The sequence below is a fragment of the Micrococcus cohnii genome (genome assembly GCF_014205175.1).
GTDB classification, from domain to species: Bacteria; Actinomycetota; Actinomycetes; order Actinomycetales; family Micrococcaceae; genus Micrococcus; species Micrococcus cohnii.
The window spans coordinates 83710-103661 of the sequence record NZ_JACHNA010000001.1 but is presented as its reverse complement, the minus strand read 5'-3'; the positions used below and the strand labels follow the sequence as shown (position 1 = coordinate 103661).

Annotated in this window: 14 protein-coding genes; 4 read left to right on the top strand and 10 right to left on the bottom strand. The window is 71.5% G+C overall.

What is annotated here, in order from left to right:
- Positions 1-41: 41 nt before the first annotated feature.
- Positions 42-1526 (top strand): catalase, encoded by a 1485-nt coding sequence (locus tag HDA30_RS00415; RefSeq protein WP_158495426.1) that lies wholly within the window; start codon positions 42-44, stop codon positions 1524-1526.
- 146 nt (positions 1527-1672) lie between these two features.
- A complete protein-coding gene (locus tag HDA30_RS00410) occupies positions 1673-2602 on the top strand; it encodes a formyltetrahydrofolate deformylase (protein WP_184240759.1) in 930 nt (309 codons plus the stop codon).
- Positions 2603-2744: 142 nt separating this feature from the next.
- Here the strand turns inward: HDA30_RS00410 and HDA30_RS00405 are convergent, their stop codons facing one another.
- The 6 genes from HDA30_RS00405 to HDA30_RS00380 form a co-directional block, all read right to left on the bottom strand.
- Positions 2745-4289 (bottom strand): hypothetical protein, encoded by a 1545-nt coding sequence (locus HDA30_RS00405; RefSeq protein WP_184240758.1) that lies wholly within the window; start codon positions 4287-4289, stop codon positions 2745-2747.
- Positions 4290-4492: 203 nt separating this feature from the next.
- On the bottom strand, positions 4493-5776 hold the full coding sequence (locus HDA30_RS00400; protein WP_184240757.1) for an ABC transporter ATP-binding protein: 1284 nt from the start codon (positions 5774-5776) through the stop codon (positions 4493-4495).
- 34 nt (positions 5777-5810) lie between these two features.
- Positions 5811-6665 carry a carbohydrate ABC transporter permease gene (locus tag HDA30_RS00395; RefSeq protein ID WP_184240756.1) on the bottom strand — a complete coding sequence of 285 codons (855 nt, stop codon included), beginning with the start codon at positions 6663-6665 and terminating at the stop codon, positions 5811-5813.
- Positions 6662-7636, bottom strand: coding sequence for a carbohydrate ABC transporter permease (locus tag HDA30_RS00390; RefSeq protein WP_425488378.1), 975 nt, complete (start codon positions 7634-7636; stop codon positions 6662-6664). Before HDA30_RS00390 ends, HDA30_RS00395 begins: the two co-directional genes overlap by 4 nt.
- A complete protein-coding gene (locus HDA30_RS00385) occupies positions 7633-8943 on the bottom strand; it encodes an extracellular solute-binding protein (protein ID WP_184240755.1) in 1311 nt (436 codons plus the stop codon). The genes HDA30_RS00390 and HDA30_RS00385 overlap by 4 nt, the downstream gene beginning before the upstream one ends.
- 189 nt (positions 8944-9132) lie before the next feature.
- Positions 9133-11862 (bottom strand): ATP-dependent RNA helicase, encoded by a 2730-nt coding sequence (locus HDA30_RS00380; protein WP_184240754.1) that lies wholly within the window; start codon positions 11860-11862, stop codon positions 9133-9135.
- Positions 11863-11947: 85 nt separating this feature from the next.
- Here HDA30_RS00380 and HDA30_RS00375 point away from each other — a divergent pair, with 85 nt between their 5' ends.
- The gene (locus tag HDA30_RS00375) at positions 11948-13807 is read left to right on the top strand and encodes a glutaminase (protein WP_184240753.1); all 1860 of its coding nucleotides are present in this window, start codon (positions 11948-11950) and stop codon (positions 13805-13807) included.
- 15 nt (positions 13808-13822) lie between these two features.
- Here the strand turns inward: HDA30_RS00375 and HDA30_RS00370 are convergent, their stop codons facing one another.
- On the bottom strand, positions 13823-15484 hold the full coding sequence (locus tag HDA30_RS00370; protein WP_184240752.1) for a TIGR01777 family oxidoreductase: 1662 nt from the start codon (positions 15482-15484) through the stop codon (positions 13823-13825).
- Positions 15485-15554: 70 nt separating this feature from the next.
- Between HDA30_RS00370 and HDA30_RS00365 the strand changes: the two genes are divergently transcribed.
- Positions 15555-16148, top strand: a complete 594-nt coding sequence (locus tag HDA30_RS00365) for a methylated-DNA--[protein]-cysteine S-methyltransferase (protein WP_184240751.1) — start codon at positions 15555-15557, stop codon at positions 16146-16148.
- Between the two features lie 107 nt (positions 16149-16255).
- On the opposite strand, the gene HDA30_RS00360 is transcribed toward HDA30_RS00365, so the two are convergent.
- From HDA30_RS00360 to HDA30_RS00350, 3 genes are all read right to left on the bottom strand, one after another.
- Positions 16256-18478 (bottom strand): NADP-dependent isocitrate dehydrogenase, encoded by a 2223-nt coding sequence (locus HDA30_RS00360; RefSeq protein WP_184240750.1) that lies wholly within the window; start codon positions 18476-18478, stop codon positions 16256-16258.
- 155 nt (positions 18479-18633) lie between these two features.
- Positions 18634-19194: a hypothetical protein gene (locus HDA30_RS00355; RefSeq protein WP_184240749.1), complete on the bottom strand. Its 561-nt coding sequence runs from the start codon at positions 19192-19194 to the stop codon at positions 18634-18636.
- A gap of 93 nt (positions 19195-19287) precedes the next feature.
- Positions 19288-19776: a DUF4870 domain-containing protein gene (locus HDA30_RS00350; RefSeq protein ID WP_158495414.1), complete on the bottom strand. Its 489-nt coding sequence runs from the start codon at positions 19774-19776 to the stop codon at positions 19288-19290.
- Positions 19777-19952: the final 176 nt, after the last annotated feature.

The following is a 19952-nucleotide window of genomic DNA, read 5'->3' as shown; positions in this document are numbered from 1 at the left end:
TGGACTGCACTGGTCATCGAACGACCCTCAAAGGAGGACCCATGGCTGAGAAGAAGACCCCGCACGCCACCGGCTCGACGACGATGCACGGTGCGCCGGCCGTCTCGGACCGCAACTCGCTCACGGTCGGCCCCGACGGCCCGATCGTGCTGCACGACTCGCACCTGGTGGAGACGCACCAGCAGTTCAACCGCATGAACATCCCCGAGCGCCGCCCGCACGCGAAGGGGTCGGGCGCGTTCGGCGAGTTCGAGGTCACCGAGGACGTCTCGGCGTACACGAAGGCGCTGCTGTTCCAGCCCGGCGCCAAGACCGAGATGCTCGCCCGCTTCTCGACCGTGGCCGGCGAGCTGGGTTCGCCCGACACGTGGCGCGATGTGCGCGGCTTCTCGCTGAAGTTCTACACCGACGAGGGCAACTACGACCTGGTCGGCAACAACACCCCGGTGTTCTTCGTCCGCGATCCCATGAAGTTCACCCACTTCATCCGCTCGCAGAAGCGCCTGCCGGATTCGGGCCTGCGCGACGGTGAGATGCAGTGGGACTTCTGGGCGAACAACCCGGAGACCGCCCACCAGGTCACGTACCTGATGGGTCCGCGCGGCCTGCCCCGCACCTGGCGGGAGATGAACGGCTACGGCTCGCACACCTACATGTGGGTGAACGCCTCCGGCGAGAAGTTCTGGGTGAAGTACCACTTCATCTCCCAGCAGGGCGTGCACAACTTCACGAACGACGAGGCCGAGCGGATGGCCGGCAAGAACGCCGACTTCCACCGTCAGGACCTGTTCGAGGCGATCAAGCGCGGCGAGTTCCCGAAGTGGGACCTGTACGTGCAGGTCATGCCGTACGAGGAGGCCAAGACCTACCGGTACAACCCGTTCGACCTGACAAAGACCTGGTCCCAGAAGGATTACCCGCGGATCAAGGTCGGCACCATGACCCTGAACCGCAACCCGGAGAACCACTTCGCGCAGATCGAGCAGGCGGCGTTCTCGCCGGCGGCAACGGTGCCGGGCATCGGCCTCTCGCCGGATCGCATGCTGCTGGGCCGCGCGTTCGCCTACCACGATGCCGCGCGGTACCGGATCGGCACGAACTTCGCGCAGCTGCCGGTGAACCGGCCGAAGAACGAGGTGCACTCGTACAACTTCGACGGCCAGATGAACTACCACCACACCGGCACGCGCCGGCAGTACGTGCCGAACTCGTTCGGCGACTCGTGGTCGGACGAGACCGGCCCGACGGACACCTCGTGGGAGTCCGACGGCGAGCTGGTGCGCGTGGCGCAGACCCTGCGCGCGGATGACGACGACTTCGGTCAGGCGCGGATTCTGCTGCGCGAGGTGTTCTCCGACGACGAGCGCGCCGAGTTCGTGAAGACCGTCGCCGGCGCCCTGGCCGGCGTGGGCGAGCCCGTGCTCGGCAAGGCCCTCGAGTACTGGCGCAACGTCGACGAGCAGATCGCCGGACGCATCGAGGACCAGCTCAAGGCCGACGCGGGCGAGAACACCCCCGGCGCCTGAGCACCAGCGGCCACGGCCTGGCCGCTGACCCCCGACGCCTGAGCTCGGCCCTCGGTGAGGGACGGTCGACCGTCCCACACCGAGGACCGAGCTGTTCTGGTGCACTCCGCTCGGTTCCGGTTGCAGCTTCGGCTTAGGGTGTGCCCATGTCCGCATCCCACCGCCGCTCCCCCTCCGCCGACGCCGCTGCCTGCCGCACCGAGACCCCTCCGGAGGCTGCACAGGAGCGCCGTCACGTGCTCACGTTCGCCTGCCCGGACAGACGCGGCATCGTCCACGCGGTGACGGGTGCTCTGCTCGAGCAGGACGCGGACATCGCGGAGTCCCAGCAGTACGGTTCCCCGGACACGGGCATGTTCTTCCTGCGTGTCGAGTTCCGTTCCCCGGCCTCGGCTGAGCGGCTCGAGGCGGTCCTCGCGCCGCTGCGCGAGCGCTTCGCCGCACGGGCGTCCCTCTGGCCCGCGTCAGCCCGGACCCGCACGCTCATCATGTGCTCCAAGGACGGGCACACCCTCAACGACCTGCTGTTCGCCCGCCGCGCCGGCGCACTGCCGATCGATGTGCCGGCCATCGTGTCGAACCACCGCGATCTGGAACCGCTCGCCGCGTTCCACGAGATCCCGTTCGTGCACGTCCCGGTGGCCCCCGGGGATCCGGCGTCGAAGCGCGCCGCGGAGGACCGACTGCGGCAGCTGCTGCTCGAGCACGAAGTGGACCTGGTGGTGCTCGCCCGGTACATGCAGATCCTCAGCGATGAGCTGTGCACAGATCTGGCTGGCCGCGCGATCAACATCCACCACTCGTTCCTGCCCTCGTTCAAGGGCGCTCGGCCTTATCACCAGGCGCACGAACGGGGCGTGAAGCTGATCGGGGCGACCGCCCACTATGTGACGAGTGACCTCGACGAGGGGCCGATCATCGCCCAGCAGGTGCAGCCGGTGACGCACGCACAGACGGCGGCGGACTTCGTCGAACGCGGGCGCGAGGTGGAGGGGTCGACCCTGGTGCGGGCGGTGCGCTGGCATGCCGAGCATCGCGTGCTGCTCGACGGGCGTCGCACCGTCGTGTTCGCCTAGGCCGGCAGGGTCGTCCCGCACGGGGCACAGGCGACGGGGCGCCGCCCTCCCCGAGGGAGGACGGCGCCCCGTGTACGAGCGGCGGTCAGTGACGACCGTCGATCGGTACGGCCGCCGGTTGGAGCACGGCCAGAGGTGCGGCTCAGCGGCCGTTCTTGCGGCGGCGCTTGACCTCGTTGTACGTGGTCTGCGCCGTCGACTTGACCTTGGTGAAGGTCTTCTTCGCCGTGTTCGTGGCGTTCTGGCGCGGGCCCTCGAGGCGGGTCGAGAGCTCCCGCCCCTTCTGCTGCAGCCGGGCCAGGCGTGAGGACGTCGAGCCCTGCTGCTGGCCGGCCGCCGGGGTCTGCGGCGCGGACGGCCGCTGTGCGTGCCCGTCGCTCACGCGGGGCTCGTCAACGCGCTCGCCGGCCACGCCGGGCGTCGTGCCGAGACGCTCGCCGGCCTCGCGACGCTGGCCGAGGCCCTGAGTCTCGCGGACCGGAGTCTGCTGACCCTGGGGCTCGCGGACCTCAGTCTCGCGGACCTGGGGCTCCTGGCCCTGGGGCTCGGGCTCGCGGCTCTGTCGGTCTTCACCGCCCAGCTCGTTCACGCGCACGCCGCCCTCAGGCTGGCCGTCGCGCACAGCACCGTTCTCGACGGAGCGGTCCTCGTCGCGACCCAGGACGCGGTTCTCGGCATCACGCTCGGCGCCGGCGGTCCGGGCCTCGGTCACACCGTGCTGGCGCTCCTGGGCGGCCGGGCGCGCCTCCCGGTCGGCCGGGTGTGTCTCCCGGTCGGCCGGGTCGTTGGAGACCGTCGGCAGCCCGAAAGCGCCGGCCGAGGTCGGCGTGGCCTGCTCGGAGACATCGTTCGTTCCGGAGACGCGGGCCGCGTCCCCGGTCCGGCCGGACTGGTCAGCGCGTTCCCGCTGGCCCTCGTCGGTGTGGGCGCGGTACTCGGGCGCGGCCGCGGCCCCGCCGAGGCCGGCGGCGGTGTTCCGGCCGGTCACATCACGCTCAGCGGCGGGATCGGTCGACGCGCGATCGGCGGCCGCGCGATCAGTTGTCACGCCGTCGACATCGGCGTCGGCGCGGTCGGCGTCGCGACGCTGCGCGGCCAGGGTCTCGTTGACCCGCTCGTCGCGGAACCGCACCGGCTTGTCCTGACCGGCGAGCAGGTTGCCGCCCGGACGCCCCTCGTCGCTGCGATCGGCCGCATCGCCACGCTCCCCACCGAGGTCGCCACGCTCGTCACGGCCGTTCCGGCCACCCTGCTCCTCGGTCGTGTCCGTGGCCGTCTCGCGCCGCTCGTCGCCACGCGTCGCCGCGACACCGGCGCCGGTCGCACCGGCCAGGCCCGCCGTCGCCGCGGCACCGCTGACGCCCCCGCGCTGCTCGTCAGCGCCAGGCTTCTCGTCAGCGCCAGCCTTCGCGTCAGCGCCAGGCTGCTCGTCAGCGCCAGCCTTCGCAGCAGCACCTCGCGTCTCGTCACGGGCGTCTTCGTTCCGCTTCACCGTGTCCTGGCCACCGGTCCAGGGTCCCGAGGCTGGACGCGGCGCCTCGCCGCGAGCGGACTCGCGTCGGGCCTCACGCTCAGCGAGCTCACGCTCGCGCTGCTGTTTCTTCTTCGACATGGCGACCGCGATGATGACGATCAGCAGGATCACGACGACCCCGATGATGATCCAGGTCAAAAGGAACGGATCCATGGGTGGCACCTCTTTCACAGATTCTTGACGAGCCGGCCGGACGGACGCCGGTGCGCGGCGCTATGCCGACCGATGTCGTCCGAGCATCGCACACGCACACTGCATCCGGCTGTGCTCCGTCGACGCCTCAGCCCGCCCCAAACGCGTGACATGACACACACCGCTTCGGCGAGCGGCGTGGCACACCGCCGCGGGTCGTGCGCTCAGCGGCCTTCGGCTCGCCGGGCGGCGTCGCGCTCCTGCGCCAGCTCGATCTCACGACGCCGATCCTGGCCGGCCAGGCGGGTCAGCTCGGCGCCGGCATCGGGATCACGGGTGAGGTTCTCGCCGGTCTTCGGGTCGAACAGGTGGATGCGCGAGGCGTCCAACCACAGCTGGGCCGGCACCCCTGGACGCACGCGCGACTCGGCCGACAGCGTCGTGACGATGACCGGCCGCAGTTCGTCCGCGTCCAGATCCTTCGCGAGGTCGGCCAGCATGTCCGCGACCTCGCCGTCCGGCTCGAACTCGATGTAGCCGTACTGCTCGTGGCCGAGCCACTCCATGTGGGTCAGCTCGGCGGTGAACACCGAGCCCTGCGGCTTCCTGGCCTCATCGACGAGCGCCGCGTCCTCGAAGAACTCCGGGCGCAGACCCACGAACACCAGCTCGCGGCCTTCGGCGGCGCGCGCCTTCGACTCGGGGACCGGGATGTCGCCGATCGGCGTCGACAGCACGCAGCCCTGCGGCCCCTGCCGCAGCGAGGCGGGCAGGAAGTTCATCGACGGCGACCCGATGAAGCCCGCGACGAACAAGTTCAACGGCTGCTCGTACAGCTCACGCGGGCTGGCGACCTGCTGCAGCTCGCCCTTCTTCAGCACGGCCACGCGGTCACCGAGGGTCATGGCCTCGGTCTGGTCGTGGGTGACGTAGATGCTCGTGACCCCGAGGCGGCGCTGCATCTGCGAAATCTCCGCTCGCATCTGGCCGCGCAGCTTCGCATCGAGGTTGGACAGCGGCTCGTCGAACAGGAACGCGTCGGCCTCCCGGACGATCGCCCGGCCCATCGCGACGCGCTGGCGCTGACCGCCGGAGAGGTTTCCGGGCTTGCGCTCGAGGTGGTCGTTCAGCTCGAGCATGCTCGCGGCCTCGCGGACCTTGCGGTCGATCTCGTCGTCGGAGAGCTTGACGCCCTTGTTCAGGCGCAGCGGGAACGCGATGTTCTCGTAGACCGTCAGGTGCGGATACAGGGCGTAGTTCTGGAAGACCATCGCGAGGTTGCGGTCCTTCGGGGCCGCCTCGTTCACGCGGCGGTCCCCGATCAGCAGCTCGCCGTCGGTGATGTCCTCGAGACCCACCACCATGCGCAGCAGAGTGGACTTACCGGAGCCGGAGGGGCCCACGAGGATGACGAACTCGCCGTCCTCGATCTCCAGGTTGACGTCCTTGACCGCGTGGAAGCCGTCGTCGTAGATCTTGTCGATGTGCTTGAGGGTGATGGAGGCCATCGCCTCTCTCCTTTCGGGACGGACGATCCGGGCTTCAGCCCTTCACGGCTCCGTTGGTCAGTCCGGCGACGATCTGCTTCTGGAAGAACAGCACCAGCAGCACGATCGGGATGGTCACGATGATCGCGGCCGCCGAGATGGCGCCCGTCGGAGACTCGAACTGGGACGCGCCGGTGAAGAACGCCAGTGCGGCCGGCACGGGGCGCGCGGCCTCGGTCGAGGTCAGGGAGATGCCGTACACGAAGTCGTTCCAGGCGATGAAGAACGCGATGATCGCGGTCGTGAACACGCCCGGCGCGGCCAGCGGCACGATCACCTTGCGGAACGCCTGCAGCGGGGTGGCGCCGTCCACCTGGGCGGCCTGGTCCAGCTCCCACGGGATCTGCCGGAAGAACGCGGCGAGCGTCCAGATGGCGATCGGCAGCGTCAGAGACAGGTACGGGATGATCAGGCCCAGCCACGTGTCGTACAGCCCGATGGCGCGCCACATGTTGAACAGCGGCGTGACCAGGGAGATCACGGGGAACATCGAGACCATCAGGGAGACCGTCAGCACGAGTCTCTTGCCCGGGAAGTCCAGGCGCGCGATCGCGTAGGCGCACAGCGTGGCAAGCACCACCGCGACGAGTGTGGCGATCACGCAGATCACCACCGAATTGCGCAGGGCCGTCAGGAACAGTTCCTGCGAACCGCCGACGAAGATCTCCTCGTAATTGACGGTCGACCAGGTCGTCGGCAGCAGTCGCCCCGAGGACAGGTCGGCGGGGGTCTTGAAGCTGGTGGCCAGGATCGAGAACACCGGGAACAGGCACCACAGGCCGATCACCGCGGTGAGCACCCACCAGCCGATCGTGGTCTTCAGCGCTCCGGGGGCGCGCTTTCCGCTCATTTCTGGCCTCCTCGGTCAGCGAGGTCGACGTTGAAGCCCTTCACGGCGACCAGCGCGATCAGGCCGACGCAGAGGAACAGGATGACGGACACCGCCGACCCGAGACCGATCTCGAGACGGCCGATGGACGTGCGATAGGCCAGCAGCGAGAGCACCTCGGTGCCGTAGGCGCCGTTGGTCATGATGAAGATCGCGTCGAAGATGCGGAACGCGTCCAGGGCGCGGAACAGCACGGCCACCATGATCGCGGCCTTCATGTTCGGCAGGATCACCTTCGTCAGGCGCTGCAGGCGGGTCGCACCGTCGACGGCGGCCGCCTCCGTGAGCTCACCTGGGACCTGCGCGAGCCCGGAGAGCAGCAGCAGCGAGATGAACGGCGTCGTCTTCCAGATCTCCGAGAGCATGATCACGGTCAGCGCCGTGCCAGACTGGGCGAACCAGTTGGTGTCGGCGGAGATGCCCGGCACCCAGTCGAGCCAGTTGTTCATGTACCCCGAGTCGATCGAGAACATGTAGAACCAGGCGAATGCGGAGACCACGGTGATGATCCCGTAGGGCACCAGGATCATCGTGCGGACCAGGCCGCGGGTGGAGCGGATGGCGTGGTGCATCACCAGCGCCAGCAGAAAGCCCAGCACGAGCTCGACGGCCACCGTGACCACCGTGATCAGCAGCGTGACCCCCAGACCGGACCAGAACACCGGGTCGGTGAGGATCGTCGCGTAGTTCTCGAGGCCGACGAACTCCTTCTCGCCGGGAGCGGTGAGGCGGTAGCTGAACAGCGAGTCGATGAATGCCTGCACGATCGGGTACAGGACGACGAACAGCATGATCAGGAACGCCGGGGCGGCCAGCATCATGCCGAGGCGGGCCTCGGACCTCGCGCGGGCCGAGCGGGGTGCGCGCCCCGTCCGGCGCCCAGCGGCCGAGCGGGCGCCGGGCGTCTTCTCGACAGTGGACACGTGGCTCACAGCAGGCGCTCCCCTCGCAGGACCTTCTCGATGAACTCGCTGGCCTTCGCCGGCGTGGTGGCCGGGTCGACGCTGCCCGGCGGCGCGTACCGCTGCTGGATCGCGGTGGAGACCTCGTTGTAGTACGGGGTCTGCGGCCGGGGCGCGGCGATGTCGAGCGAGTCACGGATCTCGTCAGCCATCGGGTAGGCGTCCTTGATCCGTTCGTCCTCATAGGCGGCCGGGTTCGCGGGCGGGTTGCCATTGGTGACGAAGTAATCGGCCTGGTGCTGCTTCGTGGTGATGCAGGAGATCGCGTCCCAGGCCTCGGCCTGGTGCTCGCTCTTGGCGCCCACGCCCAGGTTGATCCCGCCCAGCGGCGGGGCCGCCTCACGGTCGGCGTCGGTGCGCGGATAGGTGGTCCAGCCGATGTCCTCGGGCAGGTCCGAGGGCAGGCTTCCGTCCTCGACGGAGGCGTTGGTCGCGGCCCAGACGAAGGGCCAGTTGACCATGAACGAGCCCTTCTCGCCCTGGAACTGGAGCATGGCCTCGTTCTCACGCTGGGTCGGCAGGCCGGGGCCGCCGAGACCCTCGTCGCCGATGCGGCCGATGATCTCGGCGGCCTTCTTCCCAGCCTCGGAGTCGAGGGTGGTCTGCACCTGTTCGGCCGGGGCCTCGGGGTTGGCGAGGATCCGGTCGCCGCCGCCGACGACCAGGGAGTTCAGCCACACGGTCATCGACTCGGCGCGGGCGCCCTGCACGCCGAGGTGCTTGTCCTGCTCCGCGGCGGCGTCCATGAGCTGGTCCCACGTGACGGGCTTCGACATGTCCAGCCCGGCTTTCTCCGCAACGGACTTGCGGTACCAGAGCAGCTGCGTGTTGGCCCAGAACGGGACGGCGACGAGTTCGTCCTTCCACGTGGCACCGGCCAGCGCCCCCTCGAGGGTGTTCTGCTTCGCGTGGTCCTGCAGCTGCTGCGGCACGGGCGCGAGGAAGCCGGGCTCGGCGAGCTCGGGGACGAACGGCGGGTCCAGGCTCATGATGTCCATCGAGGTGTCTCCCGCCGCGAGTCGGCGAGTCAGCTGCTCGCGCTGGGCGGAGGCCTCGTTGGGCAGCATCGAGGTCTGGATGGCATAGCGGCCCTGGGCGGCATCGGTGCACTCGGCCGCGATCGTGGCCTGACCGCCGTCGTCGGGGTTCGTGTACCAGGTCAGGACGGGGGTCTCGTCCTCGGCGGGCGCGCAGCCGGAGAGCGTGAGCGCTGCGGCGGCGAGGGCCGCCGTGGCCAGCGTCCGCCCGCGGCGGCGCCGCGTGTGGGGAGTGATCATGTCGCTCGGCTTTCGAAATGTGGTCCACCGGTCCGACGACGACAGTGACGCCGGCCGCTGGTCGGGCCGGACGGGCTCAGCTCCGCCAGGTCCGATGACTGGAGTGCCGACATTGTCTCATGAGGAGACTGACGTCACGCACCTGTCCGTGCATGTCAGCGGACCAGCCCCGATGGCACTGTCCGAGGTTCAGCGGCCCCGCGCTCGGGCGCGGGTCAGGGCGGTCGGCTCGGCGACGGTCGGGTCCTCCGGCCAGGGGTGCTTCGGATAGCGGCCACGCGACTCCGCCCGCACCTGGGCGTAGGCGCCGGACCAGAACGAGGGCAGGTCCGCGGTGACGGCGAGCGGACGCCCGGCCGGGGAGAGCAGGTGCAGCAGCACGGGCGTGGTCCCGTCGGCCACGGTCGGGCTCTCCTCGGCACCGAAGAACTCCTGCAGCTTCGCGGCGAGCACGGGCGCACCGTCCTCGTCATCGAGGTCCGGGTACTCGACGGCGACGCGGCGGCCGCTCGGGACGGGCAGCCGTTCGGGGGCGAGCTCCTCGAGGCGGGCGGCGTCCGGCCACGGCAGCAGGCCCTGCAGGGACCCGGCTAGGTCGACGCGGTCGCGGGGGACGCCCCGGGCCAGTTCGGCACCGATCGCGGCGGTGAGGTCCTCGCGTCCGGCCAGGGCGGCGTCGCGCATGTCGGGCCACGGCGGGCCGAGCCGGTGGTGCAGCAGCTGGACGCGCCGCCGCAGCCCTCGCGCGGGGTCGCCGCCCCAGCCCTCGGAGCCGTGCTCGGTCCACGCGCGGACGACGGCGTCTGCGGCGGTGTCCGCGTCGACCGGCGCCGCACGGGAGTCGAGCTCGATGCCGCCGAGCATCCGGCGCTGCCGGCCCCGGAGCCGTCCGGCGTCCCAGTGGGCGTCACGCACGGTGCGCTGGAGCCCGGCGCCGGCACGCAGGGCCTGCTCACCGGAGAGCTCGGCCGCCGCCCGGATGACGGCCCCGTCCCCCACACGCTGGACCTCGGCCACGGCGAGCCACTGACGCCCCGACAGGGGACTCTCGCGCGGCAAGCGGGCGCGGGTGCCGGAGACGAGCAGGTACTCGTCGTCCTCGACGCGCCGGGCGATCCGCTGCGGGGCGGCGAGGGCGGCGACGAGGCCCACGGCCTCCTCCCCCGCCGGCGACTCCTTCCGCGCGCCGACGCGGTCCGAGGGGCCCACCAGTGACTCGAGCCGTCGCGCCTCATGACGCCAGACCCGCTCCGTCCCGGGCGGGGCCTGGCTCCGGGCGTTCCCCTCGTGCGGTGAGCGCAGATCGGCCAGCACGCGGGCCAGGTCGGCCTCGGGGGCACGCACGTCAGCGGCCAGCAGGGCGACTGCCTCGGCCGCGGCGCGCGGGCCGACTTCGGCTGCCGCGCTCAGCAGGGCATGGCCCAGAGACGGGTCCACGGGCATCCGCGCCAGCCGCGCCCCGTGGTCGGTGACGCGGTGGTCCGCATCGAGTGCGCCGAGCTCGCGCAGCCGGGCGGCCGCCCGGGCCAGAGCGCCCGCGGGCGGGTCCTCGGGCAGCACGGGGCCGCGGCCGGCAGGGTCGAGCATCGGCGCCAGGGCGCCCCACGCCGCCAGGCGCAGCGCCAGCGGAGCCAGATCGGCGACGGCCAGCTGCGGAGTCGGCGCGGCGGGGGCGGTTCCGAGGGCGGCCTCGGAACAGCAGTGCACGGCGTGCCCCGGTCCGAGGCGTCCGGCGCGTCCGGCGCGCTGCCTCGCCGCAGCGCGGGAGACCTGGACCGTGACCAGGCCCGTCATGTCCCGCCCGGCGTCGCGGCGGGGCTCCCGGGCCAGCGCCGAGTCGACCACCAGGCGCACCCCGGGGACGGTGAGGGAGGACTCGGCCACGTTGGTGGCGACGATCACTCGTGGCGCCGCGTCGGCCCCGGCGCGGCCAGCGAGCGCCGCGTCCTGCTCGTGCGGATCCTGGCGGCCGTGCAGGGTCAGCACGTCCAGGGCTCTGCCGTGCCGCGCGGCGTGCCCGCGAAGCCGGTCGGCGACGGCCTCGACCTCGGCGACGCCGGGCAGGAACACCAGGGCGTCCGTGCCGGGGTCCTCGGCCAGGGAGCGCGCGTGGGCCTGCGCGGTCACACGGGCCACGTGGTCCAGGAAGTCCCGGTCCACTCGGCCCTCGGGCGTCAGGCGTGAGCCCGAGTGCGGCCGGTGATCGATCGTGAGCGGGTGCACCACCTCTGCGGTGCGGACCACGGGGACGTGGTCCTGCCCCATGCCGGCCGCCCAGCGAGCAGCCAGCGCCTCGGCGTCGAGTGTCGCGGACATGGCGACCAGGCTCAGGTCCTCGCGCAGCTGGCGCAGGTCCGCGAGCAGGCCGAACAGCAGGTCCGTGTCGAGGTCGCGTTCGTGGACCTCGTCGAGCACCACGGCGCTCACGCCTCCCAGCTCAGGGTCGGCAAGCAGGCGCCGCACGAGCACGCCGGGAGTCAGGAACTCGACCGCGCTCGCCCCGGCGCCGACGGAGTCGCCGCGGACCGTGTAGCCCACGGCCCGGTCGTCCCCGCCGGCGGCCGCGTACAGACGTCGCCAGGCCGCGCGCACGGCCACCCGTCTGGGCTGGGTGACGAGCACCCGGCCCGGGCCGATCGGTGCCGCACCCTCCCCGGCCGGTTCCTGGCCAGGCCTCGTGCCGCTCAGCGCCGAGCCGGAGGCCGTTTCGGCCGCCCAGCCGGCGAGGGCGGGCGGCAGCACCGTCGTCTTGCCCGTGCCCGGCGGGGCGTGCAGCACCAGGGCCCCGTGGTCGGCCAGGGCTCTGCGCACCCGGCCCAGCTCGTCCGTGACCGTCAGCCCGGCACCGTGGACGCGCGCGTCGACGGGGAAACGGCTCAGGGCGGGGGCGGCGTCAGGGGTGTGGCATCGCGGAGACATCGCCGTCCATTGTGGCCTGCTCATCGGCCCCGCGACGGGCGGGCCGACGGGTCCCACCGGCCGCGGCGCCGACTAGGCTGGAGCCATGAGCACCCCCGTCCAGCTGTACCTCACCCGGCTCGCCGCATCGTTCTCCTCCGGAGCGCCCGAGGGCGACGGCCGGCTCGGCGTGGCGCTCACACTCGCGGACGGCCACCAGTACGAGGCGGGGGCCACCGATCAGGTGCCGCTGAGCTCACTGGCGGCGCCGCTGGTGTACGCGCTCGCCCTCGAGGACCTGGGGCTGCCCCGCGTGCTCGAGCGGATCGGCACGGTTCCCACTCCGGATCAACGACACCTGCTCGACGTGGAGCCGGAGACCGGCCGCGCCCTCAACCCGCTGCACGACGCCGGTGTGGTCGCCGCGACCGCGCTCGTCAAGGGCCGCGGCGGTCGCGACCGCGCCGCTCGTCTGCTGCAGCTGGCCTCCTCCCTGCTGGATCGGGAGGTGTCCGTGACCGACACCGCGACCCGCGCGGAGGAGAAGACCCTGGACCGCCCCCGCGCCGCCGCCTGGCTGATGAAGTCCCTCGACGCGTTCGACGCGGACCCGACGGCGGTGCTCTCCGACCTCGCGCGGCTGCGCGCCGTGACCGTGTCGGTCCAGGAGGTCGCGACCATCGCGACGGTCTTCGCGCTCGGCGGCGTGCACCCGCACACGGGAGACCGGGTGTTCTCCGACTCCACCGCCCGCGCCGTGACCTCGATCCTCGCCTCATGCGGCCTGACGACACGCGACCCGCTGTGGGCCATGAACGTGGGCCAGCCCGGCTGGGCGAGCGCGAGCGGTGGGGTGACCATGCTCGTGGTGCCCGGGCACCTGGGCCTGGCCCTGCGCTCGGACGAGCTCGACGAGAACGGCATGTCCGTGCGCGGGATGTCGGCGCTGCGCACTCTCGTCGAAGAGTTCGAGCTGCACGCCTCGGACGTGGTCTCCTCGCCGCTGTCGGCGCTGCGCAGCCACTATCGCGTGGATCAGGCGCCCTCCGGCACGTCCCGCACCGCGGAGGCCCTGCACGCGCTGGAGGCGCACGGCGAGCACGCACACCTGCTCGAGCTGGGCGGGCACATCGGGTTCAGCCAGGTCGAGGCCCTCGTGCACGTGATTGCCGATCTGCCCGAGACCCTCGAGACCCTCGTGTTCGACATCCGTTCGGTGCACAGCATCTCCGCGCCGGCGCGTCGGCTGATCGGCCAGTGGATCGGACACGCGATCGCCTCCGGCGTCGATGTCGTGCTGGCCGACCGCACCGAGACCCTGCTCGACGAGCTCGTGGCCACCGCCGACGAGTCCGTCGAAGTGAACCTGCCCCCGGTGCACCGTGAGGGCGAGGCGGATCCAGCCACCTACGACCCGACGACGGCGGCCCCGCAGTTCGTGTTCTTCGCTTCTCGCTCGCAGGCGATGCAGTGGTGCGAGCAGCGACTGCTGGCCCGGCACGCACCGCACCTGTTCCCGCAGGACGCCCAGGAGGCGCTGCACTCGCCGCTGATGCAACACCTCGAGGAGGACGACGCCGCCCTGCTGGAGTCGATGATGGAGACGCGGCGGTTCCACGACGGTCAGGTCATCCGCCGCGCGGGCCAGCCTTTCGGCGGCATCTACGTGATCACCCGGGGCGAGGTGGTGCTCACGGGCCAGTCGACGGGCGGTCGACGGACCCGACGCACGGTGCTCAGCCCCGGCATGACGTTCGGCGAGATGGCCCTGGGTCAGCCCGGCCGTCAGCCCTCCACTGTCCGGGCCCGCGGGGAGGTGACGACCCAGGTGCTGACCGCCCAGGTGATGTACGCCCTGCAGGAGGCCTCACCGCAGCTGGCGATGCGCCTGTGGGAGTCGCTGGCCCGGGACGCCTACACCGCGCTGGCCCAGCTGGTGCGCGAGACCGGCGCCCTGCAGGACTGACCGGGGCCCGCCCCGTCAGCGGCCGAGCAGATGCCGCAGCGCCGGCTCGAGCTCGGTGTCGCGGAACCGGTGCCCTGACTTCTCGGTCTGGGCGGCAGACGCCTTCTGATCCGCGGCGATCAGGGTCCGGTAGCCCTCCCGTCCGAGCAGGAGCTCCGGGGCGAGGCCGGGCACCGGCACCGCCGCGGGCCGCCGGAGCACCCGCCCCAGTGCACGGGCGAACTCGCCCGCCGTGACCGGTCGCGGCGCGACCCCGTTGTACGGTCCGCTCACGCGCGCATCGACAGCGGCGTGGGCGAACAGGTCCACGATGTCCTCACCGCCGATCCAGCTCATCCACGGGGTTCCGTCCGGTCCCGTGCCGCCCGAGGCCAGGCGGCCGCCCAGCCCCGCGACGAACAGGGGCAACACCTGCTGCAGCATGCCGCCGCGCGGGTCCAGGACAATGCCGGTGCGCACCTGGGCCACGCGCACCCGAGAGCCGTCGGCGCGGCGGATCGAGGCGGCCCGCTGCGCCTCGGCCTCCCAGTCGGCGCACACCTCGGCGAGGAAGTCCTCACCCGGGGCGAGGATCTCCGTGAGGCCCTCGCCTGCCGGCCCCGCGCCGGCGTCCGCCCCGTAGTAGCCGATGGCTGAGCCGTTCACCAGGTCCGGGGCCGGGCGGCCAGCGTCGGCCAGCCGGCGTATCGCGTCCACGAGCGTGCGGGTGCCGAGCACTCGTGAGTCATGCACGGCCTGTTTGTGCGCCGCGCTCAACCGGCCGGCGATGGGCTCGCCCGCCAGGTTCACGACCACGTCGACGCCGCTGAGCACGTCGTCGTCCACCCGGCCACGCAGCGGATCCCACGCCGCCGCGTCCGGCGCCGTCGTCGCCGAGCGGGTCAGACGCACGACGTCGTGCCCGCCGCTGCGCAGCAGCGCAACCAGCTGCGTGCCGATCAGCCCGCTGGCACCGGTGACGGCGATCCGTCGGGCGCTCCCACCGACCACCGGCGAACCGTGCCGGCTATGAAAGTCCAGGTCGTCGGTCATCACGCGCGCCCGGTAGGCGAACTGGCGGCGCAGTTCCGCGTCGAACAGGTCCGCCGCCCGACGGGACGCCCCGAGCCGGGATGCCCGGGCGAGCACGCGCTCGGCAGGCAGGGCATAGCGAATCTCATCGACCACGACGGTGCCGCGCGACCCGTCCGCGGCGTCGGCCTCGCCCGGGGCGGCGTCCTGCAACGTGTGCCGGTGCGTCCACGAGGCCACGGGACCGGAGACCATCTCGTCGGTGAAGCCCCGCCCCGGTTCGAGCGCCGTGTGCCGGGCCCGCCACGTCAGCCGCGGGGTCAGGGCGCGGCTGATCGGTGCCGGCACGCGCGAGGCCACCGCCGAGGGCAGCAGGCCCGTGGCGGCCCCGTGGGCGGCCGAGGCGAACAGGCCCGCCGAGCCCGGGGCGTCGAGCTCGAGCACGGCCTGCGCCCCGACGGGCAGCCCGACCTCGGGCTCGGCGATGACCCGGCCAGCGTACGGCGGGGTCAGGCGGGTCAGGGCACCGGGGTTCGTCAGCCACCGCCAGACGGCCTCGCGCGGGTGCCGCAGCAGCGTGCGGTGCTCGAACACGCGCCCGGTCGCTGGTGCCCGGTCGTCGTGGCGGTGGTCGTCGTGCGGCGGTGCGGCCTGCGGATCGCTCATGGTCCCCACGCTCGCACGCCTCGGCCCCGTCCGGACAAGTGCTGGGCACCGATGCGGGAGAATGTCCCCCATGACCGCCCCCGTCTTCCTGCCCGAACTGCGCTGGACCGCACAGGCGTTGCCCGAGGCTGCCGAACTGACCCTGGTCGCCGTCTATTCCCCGGAGGACGACGCGGTGCGCGCAAGCGGCGTGGCCGTGCCCGCAGCGGGCGAGACCGTCGCATCGGCCGTCGGCGGCCTGCTGCTGCGGTTCATGGACCGTCTGGAGCAGCTGGACCCCGCCACAGCTGAGCGCGAGATGAACCCGCGCCCCGTCGAGCACGACGCCGCCGTGCCGGACGCGCTCGCCGCCTACACCGCCGGTCGGGTGCGCGCGCTCGACGCGCTGACCGTCGCCCAGCCAGGCACAGACTTCCGCCGCCGGGCCTGGGACGCGCTGCGCTCGGTGCCGCCGGGCGCCCCGGTGACCTATGCGCAGCTGGCCGAGCGGGCCGGCTCCCCCACCGCGGTGCGGGCTGTCGGCGGGGCGTGCGCGACGAACCTGGCGGCCGTCGTGGTGCCCTGCCACCGGGTCGTGCGGGCGGACGGGGGCATCGGCCAGTACCTCTACGGCGTCGCGGCCAAGCGCGCGTTGCTTGAGCACGAGGCCGCGCACGCGGACTGACCGGGCACACGACAAGGCCCTGCCCTCCCGGTGCTGCGGGAGGGCAGGGCCCTGTCGAGGTCGGCGGCCCTGACGAGGCCCCTGACCGACGTCACGTCGTCACGGCGTCACTTGGCGAGCTTGTCCATGATCGCGTTGAGGGTGGCCGAGGGACGCATGGCCTCGGAAACCTTCGCCACGTTCGGGAAGTAGTAGCCGGCGATGTCGACCGATGAGCCCTGCACATCGGCCAGCTCGGCGACGATCTTCTCCTCGTTCTCGGCCAGCTCCGTCGCGATGGGTGCGACGGCGTCGGCGAGGGGCTGATCCGCGGTCTGCTTCGCCAGTTCCTGGGCCCAGTACAGGGCCAGGTAGAAGTGCGAGCCGCGGTTGTCGATCTCGCCGACCTTGCGCTTCGGGGACTTGCCCTCGGTCAGCAGCGTGCCGGTGGCGGCGTCGAGGGTGTCGGCCAGCACCTGGGCGCGGGCGTTGTCGTTCGTCGTGGCCTCATGCTCGAAGGACACGGCCAGGGCCAGGAACTCGCCGAGCGAGTCCCAGCGCAGGTGGTTCTCCTCGAGCAGCTGCTGCACGTGCTTCGGGGCCGAGCCGCCCGCGCCGGTCTCGAACAGGCCGCCGCCGTTGATCAGCGGGACCACGGAGAGCATCTTCGCGGAGGTGCCCAGCTCGAGGATCGGGAACAGGTCGGTGTTGTAGTCGCGCAGCACGTTGCCGGTCACCGAGATGGTGTCCTCGCCACGACGGATGCGCTCCACCGAGAGCTTGGCGGCCTCGACCGGGGACATGATGCGGAGGTCCAGGCCCTCGGTGTCATGGTCCTTCAGGTACGTCTCAACCTTGGCGATGAGCTCGCGGTCGTGGGCGCGGGTCTCATCGAGCCAGAACACGGCGGGCGTCTGGGAGGCGCGGGCACGGGTCACGGCCAGCTTGACCCAGTCCTGCACCGGCACGTCCTTGGTCTGGCAGGCGCGCCAGATGTCGCCGGCCTCGACCTCATGGGAGAACAGCGTCTCGCCGGCGGAGTTCTTGACGGCGACCGTGCCGGCCTCCTCGAGGATGAACGTCTTGTCGTGCGAGCCGTACTCCTCGGCCTTCTGGGCCATGAGTCCGACGTTCGGGACAGTGCCCATCGTGGTCGGGTCGTAGGCGCCGTTGGCCTTGCAGTCGTCGATGACGGCCTGGTAGACGCCGGCGTAGGAGGAGTCCGGGATGATCGCCAGGGCGTCCTGGGTCTGGTCGTCCTTGTTCCACATCTGGCCCGAGGTGCGGATCATCGCCGGCATGGAGGCGTCGACGATGACGTCCGAGGGCACGTGCAGGTTGGTGACGCCCTTGGCGGAGTTGACCATGGCGACGTCCGGGCCGTTCTCGTAGGCGTCGGCGATGGCCTTCTTGACGCCCGCGGCGGTCTCGGCGTCGAGCTTGTCCAGACCGGCCTCGATCGCGGCGAGGCCGTTGTTGGCGGACAGGCCGGCGGCCTCGAGCTGCTCGCCGTACTTCTCGAACAGGTCCGCGAAGTAGGCCTTCACGACGTGGCCGAAGATCACCGGGTCGGAGACCTTCATCATGGTGGCCTTCAGGTGGGCCGAGAACAGGATGCCCTCGTCCTTGGCGCGCTTCACCTGGGCGGCGAGGAACTCATCGAGAGCCTTGGCGGACATGAACGTGCCGTCCACGACCTCGCCCTCGAGCACCTTCAGGCCCTGCTTGAGGGTGCTGGGCTCGCCCGAGGCCGGGGTGAACTCGATGGTCAGCTCATCGTCGGCCGGCATCGTCACGGACTTCTCGTTCGAGCGGAAGTCGTTCTCGCCCATCGTGGCGACGGCGGACTTCGAGTCCTTCGACCACTCGCCCATCGAGTGCGGGAACTGCTTGGCGTAGTTCTTCACGGCCTTCGGAGCGCGGCGGTCCGAGTTGCCCTCGCGCAGCACCGGGTTCACGGCCGACCCTTTGACGGAGTCGTAGCGGGCCTTCGCGTCCTTCTCGGCGTCAGTCTTCGGCTCGTCGGGGTAGTCCGGCAGGTCGTAACCGGCGGCCTGCAGCTCCGTGATCGCGGCGCGCAGCTGCGGCACGGAAGCGGAGATGTTCGGCAGCTTGATGACGTTCGCCTCGGGGGTCTTGACCATCTGGCCGAGCTCGGCGAGGGCATCGTCGTGGCGCTGGTCCTCGGGCAGCACGTCGTTGAACGCGGCGAGGATGCGGCCGGCCAGGGAGATGTCGCGGGTCTCGAGCTCGACGCCGGCGGTGCCCGCGTAGGCGCGGACGATCGGCAGCAGCGAGGCGGTCGCCAGCATGGGCGCCTCGTCAGTGAAGGTGTAGATGATCTTGGACATGCGAATACGTCACTCCTTCGTCGGGCGCACGATCGCTCAGCGCCCGGGGTCGGCATGCGGGATTTCCCACTGCTCGCCAATCTACCGCGTGGGTGCGCGGGAATGCAGTCGCGAGCGCGACGGCCGTCACGTCGGGGCAGGCAGAGGGCTCGCGCTCAGCCCACCAGCGACAGCACGAGGGCGCCGGCCGACGAGCCCGTATCGGCCATCTCTGACAGGGAGCCGATCAGCGCGGCGACCATGATTCCGTACACGAGGAAGCCCAGCGCCAGGAGCGCGGCCAGGGCGATCGCGACCCAGCCGAGCACGCGGGCACCGGTGCCGACGCCGCCGGAGCGCTCGGCCTCCTTCGCCTTCATCAGGGCGAGCGGGCCGAAGACGAACCCGAGCAGGCCGGTGATCAGGCCCAGCACGCCGAAGGCGAGGCCCAGCTGGGCGGCCCGCTCGGCGGGGTGATTCACCGGCGGCAGATATGCCGTCGGGGTCGGCCCGTTACCGCCGACACCATATCCACCCGGTGCGTCACCGCCGGGTCCGTAGCCGGTCTGCGCGTCACTGCCGGGCTCACCGCGCCCATCGACGTCGGGCACGGACGACGTCCGCGGCGCCTCCTCGGGCCAGCGCGCGTCGGCCTGCGGAGAGTCGGAGGGGGAAGGATCCTGCGCCGGCCGGTCGCCTGCGGAGGAATTCTGACTCTGATATTCGCTGCTGCTCATGGCGCTCATCCTGGCAGACCTCGCAGGGCCTGGACACACGGCGACGGCCGCCCCGCGCGGTGCGGGACGGCCGTCGGACGGTCGGCGCGGTGGTCAGCCCAGCAGGGCCAGGCCCAGGTTCACCGAGTCGGCGTCGAGCTCCTGGTTGTTGACCACGTCGTTCAGGGTCATGCCGCTGGCCGCCAGGAAGATCGCGGCAGCGATGCCGAGGAGGATCGCCAGGATGGACAGGATCGTGACGATCCAGCCCAGGACCTTGCCCGCGGTGGCCTTCACGCCGTACTTCTTGGCCTTGCCGGCCTGCCAGATGGCGAGGGGGCCGAGAATGATGCCGAAGAAGAAGAAGCCGAGGATGCCGAGAACCAGCGAAACGGTGGCGTGCTTGCTGCCCTTGAGCTCGTCGTGGTGGCTCAGGCCTCCGTCGCGGCGGTCGAAGTCACGGCGCCCGTCATAGTGGCCGTAGCCGCCGTCGCGGTCCAGGTCACGACGGTCGTACGCGCCGTTACGGCGGTCGTCGAACTGCTCCGAGCCGCGCATGCGGTCGTCGAGGGGGCCGTTCTGGTTCGAGGCGGGATGAGCCATCGTGCTGTTCTCCTTTGTGTGTCGTGGTGACCGGTCGTCGCGGGCTTGCGCCCCACGGTGGCGACCCGTCACGGCGGGAATTTCCCCGGACACTAACAACACGTGAACACCGGATGTCGAGCGCCGAGGGCCCCGCGCCGACGTGACGTCGGCAACGAGGCCCTCGGCGCCGCACC